The sequence below is a fragment of the Amycolatopsis sp. NPDC001319 genome (genome assembly GCF_042896185.1).
Taxonomy (GTDB): domain Bacteria; phylum Actinomycetota; class Actinomycetes; order Mycobacteriales; family Pseudonocardiaceae; genus Amycolatopsis.
In genome coordinates this window covers 1-20165 of the sequence record NZ_JBIAWY010000026.1, presented here as the reverse complement: position 1 = coordinate 20165, position 20165 = coordinate 1, and the positions used below count along the sequence as shown (strand labels likewise).

Here is a 20165-nt window from a genome sequence, read left to right as displayed (position 1 = left end):
GCCGTTCTCGTAACCGAAGCCGGACCTATTACACTCGGTGGTGACACCCCGAGCGAAGGAGTGCTACGTGGCTGAGATGTCCGTGGAGCTGGTGGCCGTGGAGCGCCGGCTCTGGTCGGGTACCGCCACCTTCGTGGTGGCGCAGACCACCGAGGGCGAGATCGGCATCATGCCCGGCCACGAGCCGGTGCTGGGCCAGCTCGTCGAGGGTGGTGTGGTCAAGGTGAACACGACCGACGGCGAGATCCTCACCGCCGCGGTGCACGGTGGTTTCCTGTCGGTCACGGCCACCGGGGTGAGCGTGCTCGCCGAGAGCGCCGAGCTTTCCGACGAGATCGACGTCGACGCGGCCAAGGCGGCGCTGACGGCGGACGACGAGGCGGAGCGCACGAGGGCAACAGCCCAGCTCCGCGCGGCCGGTCAGTCAGTCTGATCGAGCGACGAGCAGGAGCCGGGCCGTGAAGATCGCCATCGTGGTGCTGGGGCTCCTGATCGTGCTCGCCGTGCTGGCGGCCTGGTACGGCCAGCGGTGGATCCGGATGCGCCGCGGCGGTGGCGTGAGCGTCGCGCTGCGGTGGCGTCCGGACAACCCGCGTGCCAGCTGGCACCTCGGGCTCGGGCGCTACGAGGGCGACGAGTTCGTCTGGTACCGCGTCTGGAGCCTGCGCAGCGGCCCGGACCGCGTGTTCCAGCGCGAGAGCATGCAGATCGCCGACCGGCGGGACCCGTCCGGCACAGAGGCGTACGCGGTGCCCGAGGGATCCACGGTCCTGCGGTGTGAGTCGCCCACGCAGGAGGCGATCGAGATCGCGATGGGGCCCGGCGCGCTCACCGGGTTCCTGTCCTGGCTGGAGTCGGCTCCGCCGGGACGAATGCTGCCGCACGCGTCCTGATCAGCCGCCCGGCTTCCACAGCACGTCGCCGTCCGGGTTGGCGAGCCGGCCGAGGATGAACAGCAGGTCGGACAGCCGGTTGAGGTACTTCACGGCGATCGGGTTCGTGGTGTCCGGCTCCGCCTCGACGAGCGCCCACGCCGAGCGCTCCGCGCGCCGCGTGACCGTGCGCGCCTGGTGCAGGTAGGCCGCGCCCGGCGTTCCGCCCGGCAGGATGAACGACGTGAGCTTCGGCAGCCGCTCGTTGAACTCGTCGCACCAGCCCTCCACGCGCTCGAGGTAGGCCTCGGTGATGCGCAGTGGCTCGTACGGGGGATTTTCCTGGATCGGCAGGCAGAGGTCCGCGCCGACGTCGAACAGGTCGTTCTGCACGCGCCGCAGCACCGTGGCGATTTCGTCGCTCAGGGAACCCATCGCGATGGCCAGCCCGATGACGGAGTTGGCCTCGTCGGTGTCGGCGTAAGCGCCCAGGCGGGGCGAGGTTTTGGGGATCCGCGAGCCGTCGCCCAGCGCTGTGGTGCCGCTGTCGCCGACCTTCGTGTAGACGCGGTTGATGCGAACGACCATGTGCCCGACTCTACCGGCCCCGCGTGTGCCGAAACTGGGCGAGAGGGCATGATTGGCGGCCATGAGCGAGCACTTCGACGTGCACGGCGGGGCACGGCTGGTCGGCGAGGTCGACGTGGTCGGAGCCAAGAACAGCGTGCTGAAGCTGATGGCCGCGGCCCTGCTGGCCGAGGGCACCACCACCATCACGAACTGCCCGCAGATCCTCGACGTGCCCCTGATGGGCGACGTCCTGCGCAGCGTCGGCTGCGAGGTGGAGATCAACGGCGACACGGCGCGCATCACCACGCCGGCCGAGCTGTCGCACCGCGCGGACTCGGCGGCGATGGGCAAGCTGCGTGCGTCCGTCTGCGTGCTGGGACCGCTGGTCGGGCGGCTCAAGAAGGCCGTCGTCGCGCTGCCCGGCGGTGACGCGATCGGCTCGCGGCCGCTGGACATGCACCAGAACGGCCTGCGCAAGCTGGGCGCCACCAGCACCATCGAGCACGGCTGCGTGGTCGCGAACGCGGAATCCCTCGTCGGCGCCCAGATCTGGCTCGACTTCCCGAGCGTCGGCGCCACCGAGAACATCCTGATGGCCGCGGTGCTGGCCGAGGGCACGACGGTGATCGACAACGCGGCGCGCGAGCCGGAGATCGCCGACATCTGCACGATGCTCACCGAGATGGGCGCGAAGATCGAGGGCGCCGGCACGTCGACGCTGACCGTGCACGGGGTGGAGCAGCTGCGCCCGACCGAGCACCGCGTGATCGGCGACCGGATCGTCGGTGCCACCTGGGCGTTCGCCGCGGCGATGACGCGGGGCGACCTGACCGTGCGCGGCGTCAACCCGCACCACCTCGACCTGGTGCTGGACAAGCTGCGGCTCGCCGGCGCGGACGTGACCACGTTCGACGAGAAAGGCTTCCGCGTCGTGCAGCCCGAGCGGCCTAAGGCGGTCGACTGGGTGACGCTGCCGTACCCCGGTTTCGCCACGGACCTGCAGCCGTTCGCGGTCGCGCTGTCGGCCGTGTCCGAGGGCACGTCGATGATCACGGAGAACGTCTACGAGGCCCGGTTCCGCTTCATCGAAGAGATGATCCGGCTTTCCGGCGACGCCCGCACCGACGGCCACCACGCCGTGGTCCGCGGGGTCGAGCAGCTCTCCAGCGCGCCGGTCTGGGCCTCCGACATCCGCGCCGGCGCCGGGCTCGTGCTCGCCGGTCTGTGCGCTGAGGGCGTCACCGAGGTCTGGGACGTCTTCCACATCGACCGCGGTTACCCGCACTTCGTCGAGAACCTCAACCGCCTCGGCGCGCGCATCGAGCGCGTGACGGGGGAGCCTGAGCGCGCCTAGTGAGCTCACCGGTCAGTCAGTTCACGGGCCGGGCGTCGATCGCACGGAGCACGTGCTCGACGACCCGGTCCAGGAAATCCGGGCCCGGGGGCTCGCGGCGCACCACCAGGCGCCAGTAGATCGGCGCCGCGAGCAGGTCCATGGCCAGCTCGACGTCGATGCCGGCCGGGAGCTCACCGCGCTTGATCGCCCGCTCGAACAGCGGCCGCGCGGCGTCGCGGCGCGGGCCGCCGATGCGAGTGCGCAGGTCGTCGGCCGGTTCGGGATCGCGGGCACCCTCGGCGATGAGGTCCGGCAGGATCCGCGCGAACCTCGGGTGCGTGAGCCAGTCGTACACCGCTTGCATCGATTCGCGCAGGTCACCGCGCAGAGACCCCGTGTCCGGGGTCGGCGCGCGGCTCACGCTGAACTCCGAAACCACCGCCGAGATCATCTCTTGCTTCGAGCGCCAGCGACGGTACAGCGCGCTCTTGCCCACGCCCGCGCGCTTGGCCACGGCCTCCATCGACAGCCGGCCGTAACCCACCTCCGCGAGCTCGTCGAGCACCGCTTCCGTGATCGCCTGCGTGACGTCGGGCTGCAGCACAGCCGCCCCGGTGGGCGTACGGCGAGTTGTCATGGTCCGCATCCTAGCGGGTGGACGAGACGGTACCGTCCCATGTAGCTTCACGACGGGACGGTACCGTATCGTCCTAAGGCGAGGAGGGCCCGATGAAGCAGCTGCTGTTCGAGGACGACCCCCAGTTCTGGTTCGAGACGCTCCGCGTGTTCGGCCACGCGAGTTACGGCGGCTCGGACTTCGGCGAGGTCGTCGCCACCGCTTCGCGCATCAAGCCCGGCGACTACGACAGCTGGCACGACGAGTGGCTCGCCGCGGCCGAGCGTCTGGCGGCTGAGGCGGAAAAGGCGCACCCGATCAGCGCCCGTGACGCGTACCTGCGCGCGTCCACCTACTATCGCTCGGCGGAGTTCTTCTTGCACGGCAACCCCGCCGACCCGCGCATCGCGTACGCCTACGACCGCAGCGTCGAGTGCTTCCACCGCGCCATCGAAGGGTTCGCGGGCGTCGAACGTGTCGAGGTCCCGTACGAGGGGCACGTGCTGCGTGGCTACTTCTACCGCGCGCCCGGCACCGGCCGTCGCCCGATTCTCTTGGCGCACAACGGTTTCGACGGCAGCGCGGAGGAGGTGCACTTCTTCGGCGGCGCCGGCGGCCAGGAGCGCGGCTACCACGTGCTGGCGTTCGACGGCCCCGGCCAGCCGAGTGCGATCCACCGCGACGGGCTCGTCTTCCGGCCCGACTGGGAGCACGTGGTGGGCCCGGTGCTCGACTTCGCGCTGGCCGACCCGGGGGTCGACCCGGACAAGGTCGCGCTGCTCGGCCTCAGCCTCGGCGGCATGCTCGCGCCCCGCGCGGCGGCGTTCGACTCGCGGATCAAGGCCGTCGTCGCCGTGGACGGGGTGTTCGACGCCGGCTCGGCGGTGACGGCGTTCCTGCCGTGGGACCGCGCGGAGATCGAACGCCGGGCCAACGCGTCGGAGGACGAGGAGCTCGACCGGCTGCTGGCCGCCGGCCGCGCCGCGAGCCCCACGCTGCGCTGGGCCACCGACCACGGCCGGTACGTGATGGGCGCGGCGACCGACCGTGAGTTCCTCGCGAAGTACCTCACCTACACGCTCGACGGCGGCGTCGCCGAACGCATCCAGTGCCCGACGCTCGTCTGCGAGGCCACCGACGACCTGTTCTTCAACGGACACGGCGAAACCCAGTCCGAACCCCGCCGCCTCTACGAACGGCTCACGGGCCCCAAGACGTTGCTCTCGTTCACCGCCGACGAAGGCGCGGACGCCCACTGCCACGTCGGCGCGCAGCGGCTCGCGACAGCCCGCGTCTACGACTGGCTGGACGAGACCCTTTAGGCCTCCAGCGCCAGCCCCACGCCGAAGCCGATGAGGACCGTGCCGGTCACGCCGTCGAGGGTGCGGCGCACACGGCGGCGTTCGAGCCAGCCGCGTACGCGGTGCACGAGCAGGAGCAGCAGGACCTGCCAGACCGCACCCACGGCGGCGACGGTGTAGGCGAGCAGCAGGGCGTCGCCGGTGGTCGTGACGCCGGGCGTGAGGAACTGCGGCAGCACCGACAGGTAGAGGACCAGGACCTTGGGGTTGGTCACGTTGGAGAGGAATCCTTCGCGCCAGCGGCGGAACGCGCTCTGGCGGGCGCGTTTCGCCTCGGCGAGCGACTGGTAGTCACCGCGCCACGCGCCGCGCAGCGCCTGGAAACCGAGGTAGCAGAGGTAGGCGACACCGAGCCACTTCACGGTTTCGAAGATCGGCCGCGAGTTGGTGATCACGGCCCCGAGCCCGAGCGCGGCGAGCGTGCCCTGCAGGAAGTTCGCCACGGCGATGCCGGCGCACGCCCACGCCCCGCCGCGGGCGCCGCCCGACAGGGCGTTCTTGAGGACCACCATGCTGTCGGGCCCGGGCGCCACGGCGAGCACCACCATCATGGCGAGGAACCCGCCGTACACACCCCACGTCATGCGGCGAACTTAGCCCGGGTCAGGACTCCAGGGCCAGGGCCGCCCCGAACCCGACCAGCGCGGTGCCGGTCACGCCGTCGAGCGCGCGCCGCACCTTCCGCTGCTTGAGCCACGCGCGCACGCGGTGCACGAAGAACAGCAGCACCAGCAGCCACACCGTGCCCAGCACCGCCACGGTGTAGGCGAGCACGAGCGCGTCCCACGTGGTGGTGCGCACGGGGTCGAGGAACTGCGGCAGCACCGACAGGTAGAGGACGAGGACCTTCGGGTTCGTCACGTTGGACAGGAACCCCTCGCGCCAGCGCCGGAAGCTGCTCGTGCGCTTGCGCTGCGTTTCCTCGACGGTGGCGTAGTCACCGCGCCACGCGCCGCGCAGCGCCTGGAACCCGAGGAACACCAGGTAGGCCGCGCCGAGCCACTTGAGCGTGACGAACACCGGCTGCGACCGCGCGATGACCACCCCGAGCCCGAGCGCCGCGGTCGTGCCCTGCAGCGCATTGCCGGCGAAGATCCCGGCCGTCGCCAGCAGCCCACCCCGGGCACCCCCGGACAACGCGTTCTTCAGCATCACCATCGTGTCCGGCCCCGGCGCCAGGACGATGAGGACCACGATGACGAGATAACTGCCGTACCCACTCCAAGTCACGTTGTTGCAGGGTAATCGGCGCTTTCGGCGGAGTCTCGCGGATTTCGGTCACAGCCCTTCGCCGCGCGGGGCACCCTCGGCGAATCCGGCAGCGTGCTCAGCGCGGGGACTGGGGGAGGCCACGATGAATCCGATCGACGACGGTGAAACGGTGTTGTGGACCGGCGGGCCGCAGCGTCGGCACCGGCGCTTGGGCGACTACCTGCCGTGGGTGCCGGTCGTGGTCCTGGTGGCGGGCTTGAGCCTGCTGGTCGCGTTCTACCCGGACCACGAACTGTGGATCAGCTGGTACTTCTCGATCGTCCCGGCGATCGGCTTCGCGGCCAACGTCGGCTCGGTGCGGTCCAAGCGGTTCGCCGCGCTCTCGTACATCGTGACCGACCGGCGGCTGATCCTCGTGCTGCACTGGTCGCACCGCGACGATTTCCGCTGGGTCCCGATCGCCCTGCTCGGCTCGCCGCGGGTGCACGAGCTGGGCGACGCGGTCGGCACCGTCGCCTTCGGCCGGTCGGTGACGCGGTGGATGCGCCGGCGGCACCCGTGGCGGTCCCCGGGTCTGGCCCCGATCCATCCGGAACTGGTGGCCATCCGCGACGCACAGCAGGTCGCCGAGCTCATCTCGCGCCACGCCGGGCACTCCTCGATCCACGGGTGAGTTCGCCGCGCGGGGCAACCCGGGCGAACCGGGCAGCGTGCTCATTCCGGAAGAGGGAGGGCGCGATGTTTCCGATCGAAGAGGGCGAGACCGTGTTGTGGTCCGGCCGCCCGCAGCGGTACCACCGGCGGTTCCGCGACTTCTACTGGTGGGTCGTGCTCGCGGTCCTCGTGGTGGGCGGGGGCTTCGTGATCGCCTGGTTCGACGTGCTGAACGTGGCCTTCTACCCGTGGGTCATCGTGATCGCGCTCGTGGCCGGGTTCGCGGTCGAGCGGCCGAAGGAGCGCCGCGCGCTGTTGGCCGTCACGACCTACGTCGTCACCGATCGGCGGCTGGTGTTCGTCGCGCACGGCGGGGCGGGGTCGGAGTTCCGCTGGGTGCCGCTGGCGGCGCTCGGGGTGCCGCGGGTGCACGACCTCGGCGACGGTCTCGGCACGATCGACTTCAGCCCCGGCTGGTGGGACTGGGTCAAGGACCAGGAGTACCGGCCGCGGCCCGCGTGGCACCCGATGCTGCCCGAGCTGGTCGCCGTCCGTGACGCCGCGCAGCTCGCCGGCCTGATCGCGCGGAACGCGGCCCGCCCTTCGCGCGTTGGGTGAGACGTGCAGGTCATCATGTCGATCGCCTTGCCCGCCGCGACGTTGCTGCTGGTGATCGTGGGCGCGTGGGAAGTGCGGCCGGGCCGCAAGCCGTCGCGGCTCAAGCGGCGGCTGTCCTCGACGTACCTCGACGAGGTCACCTCGTTCCTCTACGGCACCAAGCGCAACGAGCTCGAGCACCGCGACTCCGTGGAGATGACCCTCGACCAGGACGCGCAGGGCGCGCCACCGCTGGGGATGATCGACCTGGACCGCGGCGTGGCGATCGTGCGTCCCGCGAACCAGGACAAACGGGCCACGGACTGAAAGCTTTCGAACACGCATTGTTCCAACCGGTCAATTTACGGTAACGGCTGGCGCGTATTGGCTGCTCTTGGCGTGCCACGTTCCCGGTGGACACCTACGTTCGACGCACGGAAATGTGATCGAAACGAGGTGCTGTGATGAAGCACGACGAATGGTCGCGAAGGCAGTTTTTCCGGGGATCCGTACTGGTGGGAGCAGCTGTACTGGGTGGTCCGATGGTGCTGTCGGCATGTACGTCGACGTCGTCCGGTGACACGTTGCAGGCGGCTCAGTCCGCCAAGAAGATCAAAATCGGAATCGCCAACGAATCCCCCTATGGATTCACCGATCAAAGCGGAAAAGTCACGGGCGAGGCCCCTGAAGTTGCGCGAGTCGTATTCCGGAACATGGGGATCGACACCGTCGAGGCGAGCGCGGTCTCCTTCGACCAGCTGATCCCGGCGCTCAACGCGAAGCAGTACGACGTGGTGGCGGCGGGCATGAACATCACGGCGAAACGCTGCGGCCAGGCCGCGTTCTCGATCCCGGACTACTCGGCGCTGACCGCGCTGCTGGTACCGGCGGGCAACCCGCAGCAGGTGCTGAAGTTCGAGGACATCGCGGCCAAGAAGGTGAAGGTCGCGGTGCTCTCCGCCGCGGTGGAGAAGGGCTACGCCACCAGCGCCGGCGTGCCCGAGAGCCAGATCGAGACCCTGGACTCCCAGGACAACATGCTGCGGGCCGTCGTCGACGGCCGCGTCTACGCCGCGGCGCTCACCGACATCTCGCTGAAGGACGTGCTGAAGAAGAACCCCGGCGCGGCCGCCGAGGTGACCCCGGGGTTCGACCCGGTCGAGAACGGCAAGCCGGTGATCTCCGCGGGCGGGTTCGTCTTCCGCACGGCCGACAAGTCGCTGCTCGACGCGTTCAACGCGGAGCTGAAGAAGCTGCACGACAGCGGGGAGTGGACGAGGATCGTCACGCCCTTCGGCTTCACGCAGGCGAACCTGCCGAAGCCGGACGTGACGACCGAGCGGCTCTGCGCCGCGTGACGGGCGGCGCGCCGTGTCGAACGTGCCGCACATCGTCTCGGCGATCCTCGCCGGCCTGACCACGACGATCGAGGCCGCGGTCGGCGGGATCATCCTCACCATCGTCCTCTCGCTCGTCGCCGGGCTCGCGCTGCTCTCACCGAGCCGGTCGGTCCGCGGGGTGGCCCGGGTGTACGTGGAGGTCTTCCGCGGGACGTCCGAGGCCGTGCAGCTGTTCTGGCTGTTCTTCGTGCTGCCGGTGCTGGTCGGGTTCCAGCTGGTGCCGTTGTTCGCCGGCATCCTGGTGCTGGGTCTGAACCACGGGGCGTACGGCGCCGAGGTCGTGCGCGGCGCCGTGCGGTCCGTGCCGAGGGCGCAGTACGAAGGGGCGGTCGCGCTCAACCTGTCACCGGCGCAGCGGATGGTGCGGGTGCTCCTGCCGCAGGCGTTCGCCGAGATGCTGCCGCCGTTCAACAACCTGTTCATCCAGCTGCTCAAGAGCACCGCGCTGCTGTCGTTCATCTCCGCGGGCGAGATCACCGAACGCGGTGAGCTGCTGCGCCCGGTGTTCGGCGCGGACATCGGCTGGATCTACGGCACCGAACTGGTGCTCTACCTCCTGCTCGCCGTCGTGATCACGACCGGAATGCGGGCGCTGGAGCGCTGGGCGGCGCGCCGGCTCGGCCGGGCGCCGGTGCGGCGCACGGAGCTGGACCTCACCGTGGGCGGCGGGGGTGCCGGGTGAACTGGGACTGGCAGGCCGCCGCCGACGCGATCCCCTTGCTGCTGGAGGGGTTGCTGGTCACGGTCGAGCTCACGCTGCTCGGGTCGGCCGTTGCGTACGCGCTCGGCCTGGTGCTGGCGTTGCTGCGCCGGGCTCGGATCCCGGTGCTGTCGCGGCTGGTGTGGCTGTTCATCGAGTTCGTCCGCAGCACCCCGTTGCTGATCCAGGTCTTCGTGCTGTACTGGCTGGTGCCGCCGTTGACCGGGTTCAAGATGTCGGCGTTCGTCACGGGGGTCGTGGCCCTCGGGGTCCACTACGCGACCTACACCGCCGAGGTGTACCGGGCCGGGATCGAAGCCGTCCCGAAAGGACAGTGGGAGGCGGCGACCGCCTTGAACCTGCCGCGGTCGCGGGTGTGGACGGCCGTCGTGCTGCCCCAGGCGATCCCGCGGGTGCTGCCCGCACTGGGCAACTACACCATCTCGATGTTCAAGGAAACGCCGCTGCTGCTGGCGATCGGCGTGCTGGACGTGCTCAACCGCGCCAAGGAGGTCGGCGCGGAGACCTTCCGCGTCGTCGAGCCCTACACCCTGGCCGGGGTGCTGTTCCTGCTGGTGAGCCTGCCGGCCTCCGTGCTGGTCCGACGATGGGAACGCCGTGCCGAACGAGTCTGACGCGATGATCCGGTTCTCGGGTGTGGTCAAGAAGTTCGGGGACCACGTGGTGCTCGACGAGCTCGATTTCACCGTGGCGCCGGGGGAGTTCGTCTCGCTGATCGGCCCGAGCGGATCCGGCAAGACGACGATCCTGCGGCTGCTGATGACCCTGGAGCGGGTGAACGGCGGCACCATCGACGTCGGCGGCGAGTGCCTGAGCCACGTGCGCCGCGGCGAACGGCTGGTGCCGGCCGACGAGAAGCACCTGCGGGTGATGCGGCGCCGGATCGGGATGGTGTTCCAGCAGTTCAACCTGTTCCCCAACATGAACGTGCTGCGCAACATCACCGAGGCACCCGTCCGATCGCTCGGCGTGGCGCCGGCCGAAGCCGAGCAGCGGGCCCGTGAGCTGCTCGGCCTCGTCGGGCTCGAGGACAAGGCGGACGCGCACCCGACGCGGCTCTCCGGCGGGCAGCAGCAGCGGGTCGCGATCGCCCGGGCGCTCGCGATGCGACCCGACGTGCTGCTGCTCGACGAGGTCACGTCGGCACTCGACCCGGAGCTCGTCGCCGACGTCCTGCGGGTGCTGCGGAACATCGCGTCGACCACGGACATCACCATCCTGTGCGTGACGCACGAAATGCAGTTCGCCCAGGACGTCTCGGACCGGGTGATGATGTTCGACCACGGCCGGGTGCTGGAGGAGGCGCCACCGGAGAAGCTGTTCACCGCGCCCGAACACGAACGCACGAAGGAGTTCCTCCGTGCCGTGATCGACCGGCGCTAGCCCAGGATTTCTTTGGTGGACTTCACCGTGGCGAACTGGTTGTGCAGGTTCGCCGCGGTGACGCGGGTGAGCTCGTCGGCCGTCACGGTGGTGCCGTCGAGGGCGGGCAGGTCGAACGTGAAGGTCGCGTCGAGCGCGAAGGTCACGTCGTAGCCGAGGTTGCCGCCCATGCGGGCCGTGGTCTCGCAGCAGAAGTTGGTCTGGATCCCGGCGAGGACGAAGCTCGTGATGCCGTGGGTCTTGAGCCAGGCGTCGAGGTCGACGTCGCCGAGGAAGGCCGAGTTCACCTTCTTGCCGAAGACCAGGTCGGGGCGGGCGCCGTCGAGCTCGGGCAGGAAGTCGTTGCCCGGCTGGCCGGGCCGCAGCGGCGAATCGGCGTGCACGGAGTCGTGGTGCACGAGGACCACGGGCAGGCGGCGCTCCTGCCACGCGTCGAGCAGGGCCTTGATGTTGGCCTCCGCGCGGGGGTTGTTGCGCGGGCCCCAGTACTGCTCGTCGGAGAACCCGCGCTGGACGTCGATGAGGATGAGTGCGGTCATGCCGTCGAGTCTTGCCGGGCCGCCGGCGTCGAGGGAGTGGCAGAAGGCGCGCGATCCGGTACTTTTCTGCCATGCGGACGATCGGGGTGCTGCTCCTGCCGGGGACACGCGTGTTCGACCTCGGGGTGATCGCCGAGGTCTGGTGCCAGGATCGCAGCGCGAGCGGGATCGGCCCGTTCACGGTGCGGTTGTGCGGGGCGGGCCGGCGGCGCATCCCGTTGTCCCCCTTCGGCGAGGTCACGCCGACAAACGGACTGTCCGGCCTCGACGGCTGCGACCTCGTCGTTGCGCCGGGCCGCGACGATCCGCACGCCCCGGTGGCGCCCGCCGCGTCGGCCGCGTTGCGCCGAGCCCACAGCTCGGGCGCGACGGTGGCGGGCCTGTGCTCCGGCGCGTTCACGCTCGCGGCCGCGGGCCTGCTCGACGGCCGCCCCGCGACGACGCACTGGTGGGACCTCGACGCGCTCGCCGTCGCGGCGCCGAGGGCCGAGCTGCAGCGCGATGTGCTGTACACCGATTCCGACGGCGTGCTCACCTCGGCGGGCGTGGCCGGCGGTCTCGACCTCTGCCTGTACCTCGTGCGCCGCGACCACGGCGCGGACGTGGCGGCGAAACTCGCGCGGCGCCTGGTGATGCCGCCCGCGAGGGAAGGCGGCCAGCGTCAGTACGTCGAGAATCCGTTGCCCACGGATCCGTCCCGGCCGGGTCTTTCGTCCACTATGGACTGGGCGCTGGCCCGGCTGGCCGACGAGATCGGCGTGGCCGACCTGTGCGGCCACGCCGGGATGAGCGAGCGGACATTCCACCGCGAGTTCGCCGCGGCCACGGGCGTCACGCCGGGCCGGTGGCTGCGCGGGCAACGGGTGCGGCTGGCGCAGCGCCTGCTGGAGACCACCGAGCTGCCGGTGGAGCGCGTCGCGCAGCGGTCGGGGCTGGGCACGGCGTCCAACCTGCGCCGCCGGCTGCGCGCGGAGATCGGCGTCGGGCCCGATTCGTACCGGCGCACGTTCCGTTCCGCGCCCGGCGGCGTTACGGTCGGGGTATGGCCGAGTACGAGCACCTCCTCGTGAAGCGCGACGGCGACACGATCACCATCACGATGAACCGCGCCGCGCGGCGCAATTCGCTGTCCGCCGACCACCTGACCGAGCTGCTCGCGGCGTTCCGCGAAGCCGGGACCACCGACGCGACGGGCATCGTCCTCGCCGGGGCCGGCCCGGTCTTCTCCGCGGGCCACGACTTCGGCGACGTCGCCGCGCGCGACCTCATGGGCGTGCGCGAGCTGCTGACGCTGTGCACCGAGCTGATGCGCACGATGCAGTCGCTGCCGCAGGTGGTGGTCGCTCGCGTGCACGGCCTGGCCACCGCGGCGGGCTGCCAGCTCGTGGCCTCGTGCGACCTCGCCGTCGCCGCGTCGTCCGCGGGGTTCGCCCTGCCCGGCGGCAAGGGCGGCTGGTTCTGCCACACCCCGGCCGTCCCGGTGGCGCGCTCGATCGGCCGCAAGCGCCTGATGGAGCTGGCTCTGACGGGCGACGTCGTCGACGCCGCCACCGCGCACGACTGGGGTCTGGTCAACTCCGTCGTCCCGGACGAGGAGCTGGACGACGCCGTCGCCGCCCTGCTTGCACGGGCCACGCGCGGCAGCCGGGCGAGCAAGGCCATGGGCAAGCAGACGCTGTACGCCCAGCTCGACCGCCCGGAAGCCGACGCCTACGCCATCGCGCTGGAGGTCATGGCCTCGGCGTCGCAGCTGCCGGGCGCGCGGGAAGGCATGGCGGCGTTCCTGGAGAAGCGCAAGGCGGAGTGGCCCGACTGAGAGGGCTCAGCGACGCTCGTGCAGCAGCAAGAGCGTGTACGCGGCGATCGACTGCGCGTCGGTGATACCGCCCGTCGAGATCATCTTCTCGACGTCGGCGCGGGTGAACCACGCCGTGGTCATGTCCTGTTCCTCGAGCTCGCGTTCCGGCTCGCCCTCGGTCAGGTCCGTGGCGAGGTAGACGTGGCCGCGCTGGCTCGACATGCCGGGCGCGACTTCCAGCAGGCCGATCTCCGTCACGGTCTCGGCGCGCAGGCCCGTTTCCTCGCGCAGCTCACGGCGGGCGAGTTCGGCGGGCGGTGTCTCGGCGAGGTCGGGGGCCGTGCCCTGGCAGAACTCCCAGCGGCGCTCACCGACGGGGTAGCGGAACTGGTCGACGAGCAGCATGCGGTCGCCGTCCATCGGGATGATCAGGGCGTAGGTCGGTTTGTCGACCACGCCGTAGATGCCTTCACTGCCGTCGGCGCGGCGGATGGCGTCCTCGCGCACCGTCATCCAGTTGTTCCGGTACACCTCACGGGTCGCGACACGCTGAATGGGGTCCACTCGCCCAGTATCGCCGAGCCTGTCCTACCCTCGGCGGGTGCGTCTCGTGATCGCTCGCTGCCAGGTCGACTACGCCGGCCGCCTCACCGCCCACCTGCCGATGGCCACGCGCCTGCTCCTCGTCAAGTCGGACGGTTCGGTGTCCGTGCACTCGGACGACCGCGCGTACAAGCCCCTGAACTGGATGAGCCCGCCTTGCTGGCTCATCGAGGACGGCAAGCTGTGGATCGTCGAGAACAAGCAGGGCGAGAAGCTCGTGATCTCGATCGACGAGATCTACCACGACCACGAGCAGGAGCTCGGCGCCGAACCGGGCCTGCAGAAGGACGGCGTGGAAGCGCACCTGCAAGAACTGCTCGCCGAGCACATCAAGACCCTCGGCGACGGCTACACCCTCGTGCGCCGCGAGTTCCCCACCGCCATCGGCCCGGTCGACATCATGGCCCGTGACGCCGACGGCAAGTCGGTGGCCGTGGAGATCAAGCGCCGCGGCGAGATCGACGGCGTCGAGCAGCTCACGCGCTACCTCGAGCTCCTCAACCGCGACCCGCTGCTGGCCCCCGTGCAGGGCGTCTTCGCCGCGCAGATCATCAAGCCCCAGGCCCGTACCCTCGCGGAAGACCGCGGCATCCGCTGCCTGACCCTGGACTACGACGCGCTGCGCGGCATCGAATCGGACGAGTTCCGCCTGTTCTGAGCCACCGGGGCCACGGCCGGCGACCGTCCTCAGTGGACGCGCTCGCCGGCTGGTGATCGCCCCTGCGCGTTCGTGAGGTGCCGGTCAGCGGCGCGCGAGCCGTCAAGATCACACTCGCCGGGTGTCCGCGTTTGCCCAGGTCACCGCCGTGAGCCGAAGGGCTTCTCGCTGATCTCCCGTGTCGGGGTGCCGCCTCGGAATCCATGCAGTACTGTCCGGATCTAACAGGACGCTGGTGTTTCCTGTGGGAAATTGTTTGATTCGGAGGTGGCTCGCGTGGAGGTCCTTGCCGACGCGAACCTGCGGCTCGACGCGAGTGCGATCGACTACATCGAGCTGGCGTTCTATTTCGTGCTGGTGCTGGGCATCGGCTATCTCGCCCGCAGGCAGGTGTCGAGCAGTCTCGACTTCTTCCTGTCCGGGCGCTCGCTCCCGGCGTGGGTGACCGGCCTGGCGTTCATCTCGGCCAACCTCGGCGCGATCGAGGTCATGGGCATGTCCGCCAACGGCGCCGAGTACGGCCTGCCGACGGCGCACTACTTCTGGATCGGCGCGATCCCCGCGATGCTGTTCCTCGGCGTCGTGATGATGCCGTTCTACTACGGCTCCAAGGTGCGCAGCGTTCCCGAATTCATGCTCCGCCGCTTCGGCCCGGCGGCCCACTGGGTCAACGGCGCCAGCTTCGCGCTCGCGCAGATCCTCATCGCCGGCGCGAACCTGTACCTGCTGGCCAGCGTCGTGAACCTGCTGCTGGGCTGGCCGATCTGGGTCTCGATCATCATCGCGGCCGTCATCGTGCTCACCTACACCGCGCTCGGTGGCCTCTCGGCGGCCATCTACAACGAGGTGCTGCAGTTCTTCGTCATCCTCGCGGCGCTGATCCCGCTCACGATCGTCGGCCTGTACAAGGTCGGCGGCTGGAACGGCCTCATCGAGAAGGTGACCAACAGCCCCGGTGGCGTCGCGCAGACGCACTCGTGGCCCGGCAACCAGCTGACCGGCTTCGGCAGCAACTTCCTGTCGGTGCTGGGTCTCGTGTTCGGCCTCGGGTTCGTGCTCTCGTTCGGTTACTGGACCACGAACTTCGTCGAGGTCCAGCGCGCGATGGCGTCGAAGAGCATGTCGGCCGCGCGGCGGACGCCGATCATCGGCTCGTTCCCGAAGATGTTCATCCCGTTCGTGGTGATCATCCCGGGCATGGTCGCCGCGATCACCGTGACCGAGCTGCAGGGCGCGAACAAGCAGGCGCTGCTCGACGGCAAGCCGGCGCCCAGCGGCGCGACGTTCAACGACGCGCTCCTGCTGCTGATGCGCGACGTGCTGCCGAACGGCATCCTCGGCGTGGCGATCGCGGGCCTGCTCGCGTCGTTCATGGCCGGTATGGCGGCGAACCTGAGCTCGTTCAACACGGTGTTCACCTACGACGTCTTCCAGACCTACATCGTGAAGAACCGGCCGGACAAGTTCTACCTGAACACCGGCCGCGTGGTGACCATGGTCGCGACGGTCCTGGCGATCGGCACGGCGTTCATCGCGTCGACGTACTCGAACCTGATGGACTACCTGCAGACCCTGTTCTCGTTCTTCAACGCGCCGCTGTTCGCCACGTTCATCCTCGGCATGTTCTGGAAGCGGATGTCGAAGGCGGCCGGCTGGTCGGGCCTGGTGCTCGGCACACTCGCGGCCATCGCGATCTTCGTGATGAGCAAGCTCGAGGTGTTCACGCTGCCGGGGCAGGGCGTGAGCTTCGTGGCCGCGATCGCGGCGTTCGTCGTCGACATCGTGGTGAGCGTGGGTGTCACCTACTTGACGCCGCCCAAGCCGGAGTCGGAGCTGGTGGGCCTGGTCTACTCGCTCACGCCGCGCGATTCGCTCAAGCACGAGACCACCGGCGAAGACGCGGGCTGGTACCGCAAGCCGGTGCTGCTGGCCGGGATCGCAGCGGTGATCACCATCATCCTGAACTTCGCCTTCTAGGGAGGATGACGTCATGGCAACGGAATCCACGCCGCGCTCGCGCAAGGCCGGCGCGTTCGACATCCGCCTGATCATCGCGCTGCTGACCGGCGTGTACGGCATCATCCTCACGGTCATGGGCGCCGCGTTCGACACCGAGGCCGACCGGGTGAAGGCGGCCGGGGTGAACATCAACCTGTGGGCCGGCATCGCCCTGCTGATTTTCACGGCGCTGTTCGTCCTGTGGGCGCGGCTGCGGCCGATCGTCGTGCCCGTGCAAACGGACCAGCCGGACGAGGACGAGACCACCGAACCGCCGTCCGCCGGATAGGCGGGTTGTCCGGACAGCCGGGGCCGGCTGCCGCTACCGTGCTCCGCGTGGCGCACGCTCTCAAACTCGGCCGGTTGTTTGCCCTGGTGGCGGCCGGTGTTCTCGTCCTGACGGCCTGCGGTGGCCCGCAGCTGGGCAAGGAGAACTTCCCCCGCACCACCGTCCCCGCCGCGAGCGGGGACGGTGGCAGTGGCCCGATCACCGACGCGGCGGTCACCACCGGCGCGCTGCGTCCGGTGCTGCCGTGCCAGTTCCTCGACACCGCGTCGCTCTCCGCACTCGGCACACCCGAGGGTGAGCCGGCGGCGTCGAGCGTGCGGTTCGACGAGTGCAGCACCAAGGTGCGCGACGCCGGCGGCAAGGAGCTTTCGGTCGACGTGCAGCTCGGTGCGATCGTGCTGTTCGCCTCGGACAAGACCACCGGCCAGGTCGGCGGACTGCCGCAGGTCGAGGTGCCCGACACCACCGGCGGTTCGTGCGAGGTCAGCGCCCTCACCTCGCGTGACCCGAGCCTCGGCGTCGCGTTCGAGATCGATTACCCGGGTGGCGATCCGTGTCGTGCGGGACGAACCTTGCTCGCGCCCGCCGTGGACAAGCTGCACAACTCGCCACAGAAATACCCGGACGTCAAGGGATCCGTGCTCACGGCCGACGCGTGCGCGGTGCTGGACCAGTCCGCCGTGGACGCCGTGCTCAAGGGCACGAAGGGCGGCGCGACCGGGCTGCACAGCTGCCAGTGGGGCAACAGCCCGAACATCACGGTGATGTTCTTCCCGGCCCTTCCGCCACTGGAGGGAGACGGCTGGCTGAAGGCCGATGTCGGTGGCGCGAACCAGGCGTACGCGAAGAAGGGCACGGCCGGCACGGACTGCAAGGTCGAGTGGCAGCACCGGCCGTGGCAGGGCGACCACGTGGAAGTCGTCCAGGTGGGATTCACCGACTACGACCTCAAGCCGGGCACGGGTGACCCGTGTGCGACGGCGACCACGCTGGCCAAAAGCGTCGCCGGGAACCTGCCGCGGCCCTGAACCTTGGCGGCAGGCCGGGTTCGGCGGCTAGGTTGGGGGCATCCACCACGCCGATGTGTCGGAGGCCCGCCATGAAGAAGATCATCAACGATCCGGCGACCGTGGTCGCGGAGTCCTTGAGAGGCCTCGCCGTCGCCCACGCCGACATCCTTCGTGTCCGGGACGACCCGGCCGTCGTGGTGCGGGCCGACGCGCCGGTGCCGCGCAAGGTCGCCGTCATCTCGGGTGGCGGCTCCGGCCACGAGCCGCTGCACGGCGGGTTCGTCGGCCGCGGCATGCTCGACGCGGCCGTCCCCGGCGCGGTGTTCACGTCGCCGACGCCGGACGGGGTGCAGGCCGCGGTAGCCGCGACGACCGGGCCGTCCGGTGCGTTGCTGATCGTCAAGAACTACACGGGTGACGTGCTGAACTTCGAGACCGCCGCCGAGCTGGCCGCGGCCGAGGATCTCGACGTGCGCAGCGTCGTGATCGACGACGACGTCGCGGTCAAGGACTCCACGTACACCGCCGGCCGCCGCGGCGTCGGCGGGACCGTGCTGCTGGAGAAGATCGTGGGCGCGGCCGCGGAGCGGGGCGACTCGCTCGACACGGTGGAGGCGCTGGCGCGCAAGGTCATCGGGCAGGTGCGGTCGATCGGGGTGGCGTTGAGCGCGCCGATCGTGCCGCACGTCGGCGAGCCGAGCTTCGACCTGGGGCCGGACGAGATCGAGTTCGGCATCGGCATCCACGGCGAGCCGGGCCGCGAGCGCATCCCGGCCGAGCCCGCCGACGCGCTGGTGGCGCGGATGGTCGAGGCCGTCGTCTCGGACCTGCCGTACGAGTCGGGCGACAAGGTGCTGCTGTTCACGAACTCCATGGGCGCCACACCGTTGGTGGAGCTCTACCTCGCGCACGGCATCGCCGAGCGGCTGCTGGCCGAGCGTGGGATCGTGGTCGAGCGCAGGCTGGTCGGCCCGTACATCACGAGTCTCGAGATGCAGGGGATGAGCCTGACGCTGCTGAAGCTGGACGACGAGCTGACCGAGCTGTGGGACGCGCCCGTGTGGACGCCCGCGCTGCGGTGGGGGATCTGATGGGTTGTTCTTCCGAAGGAGTCGCGGCCGCGCTGCGAGCCGCGGCCGAAGTCGTGGCCGAGCACCGCTCCGAGCTGGTGGAGCTCGACCGCGCCATCGGCGACGGCGACCACGGCGAGAACATGACCCGTGGGTTCACCGCGATCGTGTCCGCACTGGAGACGGAGGTGCCCGCCACCCCGGCTGGCGTCGCGAAGCTGGCGGCCACCACGTTGATCTCGAAGGTCGGCGGCGCGGCGGGACCCTTGTACGGCACGGCTTTCCTGCGTGCGTCGACCCGCCTCGGGGACGCGGCTTCGGTCGACGTGCCGCTGCTGGTGGCCGCGCTGCAGGCCGCTTTGGACGGTGTGCAGGCCCGCGGCAAGGCGGTGGGCGGCGACGCGACGATGGTCGACGCCCTGATCCCGGCCGTCTCCGCGGCCGCCGCCTGCCCCGCGGACGCCTCGATCGCGGACGTGCTGACCGCGGCGGCCGACGCGGCCGACCGCGGTGCCGAGTCCACAGTGGACCTGGTGCCCCGCAAGGGCCGCGCTTCGTACCTGGGCGAACGCGCCGTCGGCCACATGGACCCCGGCGCCCGCTCCACGGCGCTGCTGCTGCGCGCGTTCGCGGAGGCCGCCCGGTGACCGTGGGGATCGTGCTCGTCTCGCACAGCGCCAAACTGGCCGAGGGCCTGGCCGACCTGGCCGCCCAGATGGCCCCCGACGTCCTCATCATCCCCGCCGGCGGCCTCCCCGACGGCGGCGGCATCGGCACCGACTACGACGAAGTCGTGGCCGCCACCCAGCGCGCCGACTCCGGCGACGGCGTGGTGCTGCTCTACGACCTGGGCAGCGCGCAGATGACGGCGGAGCTCGCGGTGGAGTCCCTGTCGGGCGGCCCCGCCGCCGTCGTCGCCGACGGCCCCCTGGTGGAAGGCGCCATCGCCGCCGCCGTCGCCGCCCAGTCCGGCGCCGACCGCAAGGCGGTGGCCTCGGCCGCCGCCGGCGCCGGCCTGTCCCCGGACCTCGCCGCAGTGGACGCTCCGGGTGATTCCCAGGAGAAGGAACTCACCCTGACGAACGAGGTCGGCCTCCACGCCCGCCCCGCGGCCGTCCTGGTCCGCAGCCTGGCCTCCGTGGACGCCGAGGTCACCATCCGCCTGGGCGACCAGGAAGCCGACGCCCACAGCGTCCTGGCCCTCATGTCCCTCGGCGCCCGCCAGGGCGACCGCATCCTGGTGCGCGCCCGGGGCCCCCAGGCCTCGGACGCACTCGACGCCGTGACGGGTTTGGTGGAGTCGAACTTCGGGGAGTAGCGGGTGCACGAGCGGGCTGAGCTGTGGAGCATCACGGCCCCGGCAGAAACACCCCCGCCCTCCCAAAGCGTTGTCCCGTAAATGATCTGCGACGTACTCATTGACCTGCTTGTTTCGTCGTCACCCAGCGAGGATGAGGTTGTGCAGGCGGGCGATGCCG

Annotated in this window: 26 protein-coding genes; 20 read left to right on the top strand and 6 right to left on the bottom strand. The window is 70.3% G+C overall.

Annotation, left to right across the window (positions count from 1 at the left end):
- Positions 1-67 precede the first annotated feature (67 nt).
- Entirely contained in the window at positions 68-433 is a 366-nt protein-coding gene (locus ACFY1H_RS48415; RefSeq protein ID WP_366587566.1) for a F0F1 ATP synthase subunit epsilon, read from the top strand.
- 25 nt (positions 434-458) lie between these two features.
- On the top strand, positions 459-893 hold the full coding sequence (locus ACFY1H_RS48410) for a DUF2550 domain-containing protein (RefSeq protein ID WP_220243810.1): 435 nt from the start codon (positions 459-461) through the stop codon (positions 891-893).
- On the opposite strand, the gene ACFY1H_RS48405 is transcribed toward ACFY1H_RS48410, so the two are convergent.
- Positions 894-1460 carry a cob(I)yrinic acid a,c-diamide adenosyltransferase gene (locus ACFY1H_RS48405; protein ID WP_360594672.1) on the bottom strand — a complete coding sequence of 189 codons (567 nt, stop codon included), beginning with the start codon at positions 1458-1460 and terminating at the stop codon, positions 894-896.
- A gap of 61 nt (positions 1461-1521) precedes the next feature.
- Between ACFY1H_RS48405 and murA the strand changes: the two genes are divergently transcribed.
- Positions 1522-2796 (top strand): UDP-N-acetylglucosamine 1-carboxyvinyltransferase, encoded by a 1275-nt coding sequence (gene murA, locus ACFY1H_RS48400; protein WP_366587569.1) that lies wholly within the window; start codon positions 1522-1524, stop codon positions 2794-2796.
- Between the two features lie 16 nt (positions 2797-2812).
- On the opposite strand, the gene ACFY1H_RS48395 is transcribed toward murA, so the two are convergent.
- A complete protein-coding gene (locus ACFY1H_RS48395; RefSeq protein ID WP_366587571.1) occupies positions 2813-3415 on the bottom strand; it encodes a TetR/AcrR family transcriptional regulator in 603 nt (200 codons plus the stop codon).
- 92 nt (positions 3416-3507) lie between these two features.
- Between ACFY1H_RS48395 and ACFY1H_RS48390 the strand changes: the two genes are divergently transcribed.
- A complete protein-coding gene (locus ACFY1H_RS48390) occupies positions 3508-4716 on the top strand; it encodes an alpha/beta hydrolase family protein (protein ID WP_386956633.1) in 1209 nt (402 codons plus the stop codon).
- Here ACFY1H_RS48390 and ACFY1H_RS48385 read toward each other — a convergent pair.
- Positions 4713-5339 (bottom strand): LysE family translocator, encoded by a 627-nt coding sequence (locus ACFY1H_RS48385; RefSeq protein ID WP_220243804.1) that lies wholly within the window; start codon positions 5337-5339, stop codon positions 4713-4715. The genes ACFY1H_RS48390 and ACFY1H_RS48385 overlap by 4 nt on opposite strands.
- Positions 5340-5358: 19 nt before the next feature.
- A complete protein-coding gene (locus tag ACFY1H_RS48380; RefSeq protein WP_386956632.1) occupies positions 5359-5985 on the bottom strand; it encodes a LysE family translocator in 627 nt (208 codons plus the stop codon).
- Between the two features lie 124 nt (positions 5986-6109).
- Between ACFY1H_RS48380 and ACFY1H_RS48375 the strand changes: the two genes are divergently transcribed.
- The 7 genes from ACFY1H_RS48375 (at position 6110) to ehuA (ending at position 10722) form a co-directional block, all read left to right on the top strand.
- Positions 6110-6640: a hypothetical protein gene (locus ACFY1H_RS48375; protein WP_386956631.1), complete on the top strand. Its 531-nt coding sequence runs from the start codon at positions 6110-6112 to the stop codon at positions 6638-6640.
- Between the two features lie 65 nt (positions 6641-6705).
- Positions 6706-7239 carry a hypothetical protein gene (locus ACFY1H_RS48370; RefSeq protein ID WP_386956630.1) on the top strand — a complete coding sequence of 178 codons (534 nt, stop codon included), beginning with the start codon at positions 6706-6708 and terminating at the stop codon, positions 7237-7239.
- Between the two features lie 15 nt (positions 7240-7254).
- Positions 7255-7545: a DUF6191 domain-containing protein gene (locus tag ACFY1H_RS48365; protein WP_255638406.1), complete on the top strand. Its 291-nt coding sequence runs from the start codon at positions 7255-7257 to the stop codon at positions 7543-7545.
- 137 nt (positions 7546-7682) lie between these two features.
- The gene (ehuB, locus tag ACFY1H_RS48360) at positions 7683-8576 is read left to right on the top strand and encodes an ectoine/hydroxyectoine ABC transporter substrate-binding protein EhuB (RefSeq protein WP_366587582.1); all 894 of its coding nucleotides are present in this window, start codon (positions 7683-7685) and stop codon (positions 8574-8576) included.
- Positions 8577-8589: 13 nt separating this feature from the next.
- A complete protein-coding gene (ehuC, locus tag ACFY1H_RS48355; protein ID WP_366587584.1) occupies positions 8590-9300 on the top strand; it encodes an ectoine/hydroxyectoine ABC transporter permease subunit EhuC in 711 nt (236 codons plus the stop codon).
- The gene (ehuD, locus tag ACFY1H_RS48350) at positions 9297-9953 is read left to right on the top strand and encodes an ectoine/hydroxyectoine ABC transporter permease subunit EhuD (RefSeq protein ID WP_386956629.1); all 657 of its coding nucleotides are present in this window, start codon (positions 9297-9299) and stop codon (positions 9951-9953) included. The genes ehuC and ehuD overlap by 4 nt, the downstream gene beginning before the upstream one ends.
- A 4-nt stretch (positions 9954-9957) precedes the next feature.
- Positions 9958-10722 carry an ectoine/hydroxyectoine ABC transporter ATP-binding protein EhuA gene (gene ehuA / locus ACFY1H_RS48345; RefSeq protein ID WP_386956644.1) on the top strand — a complete coding sequence of 255 codons (765 nt, stop codon included), beginning with the start codon at positions 9958-9960 and terminating at the stop codon, positions 10720-10722.
- Here ehuA and ACFY1H_RS48340 read toward each other — a convergent pair.
- Entirely contained in the window at positions 10719-11261 is a 543-nt protein-coding gene (locus ACFY1H_RS48340) for a cysteine hydrolase family protein (RefSeq protein ID WP_386956628.1), read from the bottom strand. The two genes, ehuA and ACFY1H_RS48340, sit on opposite strands and share 4 nt — an antisense overlap.
- Before the next feature lie 71 nt (positions 11262-11332).
- Here ACFY1H_RS48340 and ACFY1H_RS48335 point away from each other — a divergent pair, with 71 nt between their 5' ends.
- Together ACFY1H_RS48335 and ACFY1H_RS48330 are read left to right on the top strand one after the other, a co-directional pair.
- Positions 11333-12331: a GlxA family transcriptional regulator gene (locus tag ACFY1H_RS48335; protein ID WP_386956627.1), complete on the top strand. Its 999-nt coding sequence runs from the start codon at positions 11333-11335 to the stop codon at positions 12329-12331.
- The gene (locus ACFY1H_RS48330; RefSeq protein WP_366587591.1) at positions 12304-13077 is read left to right on the top strand and encodes an enoyl-CoA hydratase-related protein; all 774 of its coding nucleotides are present in this window, start codon (positions 12304-12306) and stop codon (positions 13075-13077) included. Before ACFY1H_RS48335 ends, ACFY1H_RS48330 begins: the two co-directional genes overlap by 28 nt.
- 6 nt (positions 13078-13083) lie before the next feature.
- On the opposite strand, the gene ACFY1H_RS48325 is transcribed toward ACFY1H_RS48330, so the two are convergent.
- The gene (locus ACFY1H_RS48325) at positions 13084-13623 is read right to left on the bottom strand and encodes an NUDIX domain-containing protein (RefSeq protein WP_386956626.1); all 540 of its coding nucleotides are present in this window, start codon (positions 13621-13623) and stop codon (positions 13084-13086) included.
- Between the two features lie 37 nt (positions 13624-13660).
- On the opposite strand from ACFY1H_RS48325, the gene nucS reads away from it, so the two are divergent.
- The 7 genes from nucS to dhaM all read left to right on the top strand — a co-directional run bounded on the left by nucS (position 13661) and on the right by dhaM (position 20005).
- Complete coding sequence (gene nucS / locus ACFY1H_RS48320; RefSeq protein ID WP_360594697.1) at positions 13661-14320, top strand: endonuclease NucS; 660 nt, start codon at positions 13661-13663, stop codon at positions 14318-14320.
- Positions 14321-14596: 276 nt separating this feature from the next.
- Positions 14597-16297 carry a sodium:solute symporter family protein gene (locus ACFY1H_RS48315; protein WP_366587596.1) on the top strand — a complete coding sequence of 567 codons (1701 nt, stop codon included), beginning with the start codon at positions 14597-14599 and terminating at the stop codon, positions 16295-16297.
- Between the two features lie 13 nt (positions 16298-16310).
- Positions 16311-16607: a hypothetical protein gene (locus tag ACFY1H_RS48310; RefSeq protein WP_386956625.1), complete on the top strand. Its 297-nt coding sequence runs from the start codon at positions 16311-16313 to the stop codon at positions 16605-16607.
- A 47-nt stretch (positions 16608-16654) separates the two neighbouring features.
- On the top strand, positions 16655-17635 hold the full coding sequence (locus ACFY1H_RS48305) for a hypothetical protein (RefSeq protein ID WP_386956624.1): 981 nt from the start codon (positions 16655-16657) through the stop codon (positions 17633-17635).
- 71 nt (positions 17636-17706) lie between these two features.
- Positions 17707-18708, top strand: coding sequence for a dihydroxyacetone kinase subunit DhaK (dhaK, locus tag ACFY1H_RS48300; RefSeq protein WP_366587602.1), 1002 nt, complete (start codon positions 17707-17709; stop codon positions 18706-18708).
- On the top strand, positions 18708-19334 hold the full coding sequence (gene dhaL / locus ACFY1H_RS48295; RefSeq protein ID WP_366587604.1) for a dihydroxyacetone kinase subunit DhaL: 627 nt from the start codon (positions 18708-18710) through the stop codon (positions 19332-19334). The genes dhaK and dhaL overlap by 1 nt, the downstream gene beginning before the upstream one ends.
- Positions 19331-20005, top strand: coding sequence for a dihydroxyacetone kinase phosphoryl donor subunit DhaM (gene dhaM, locus ACFY1H_RS48290; RefSeq protein WP_386956623.1), 675 nt, complete (start codon positions 19331-19333; stop codon positions 20003-20005). The genes dhaL and dhaM overlap by 4 nt, the downstream gene beginning before the upstream one ends.
- The last annotated feature ends 160 nt before the right edge of the window (positions 20006-20165 follow it).